Below are 225 nucleotides of genomic sequence, written 5' to 3'. Positions count from 1 at the left end.
CATTAATACGCAACTTAACCTCGTCGGCAGCTTGCGGTTGGTGCTCTGTGGCTCGTGCTATTTGGCGGTTCATATCGGTAATAATTGAAACAAGTCGTTCTATTTCATTAAGCGATGTATTGGCGGATGACGCCTGGTCGACGGTAGAAACTGAAAGTGCTTGGCGTGATTTAACTGCTTCTACTGCGGCGTTTGCACCTTCGTGTAGGTTAGTGATCATGGGTT

At 47.1% G+C, this 225-nt stretch carries 1 pseudogene; it reads right to left on the bottom strand.

The window, feature by feature from the left end:
- Positions 1-225, bottom strand: a pseudogene (locus tag V6260_RS18855) (methyl-accepting chemotaxis protein); the annotation flags it as partial.

This window comes from Pseudoalteromonas aliena (assembly GCF_038155085.1).
GTDB lineage: Bacteria > Pseudomonadota > Gammaproteobacteria > Enterobacterales > Alteromonadaceae > Pseudoalteromonas > Pseudoalteromonas aliena_A.
This window is presented reverse-complemented; position numbering and strand designations above follow the sequence as displayed.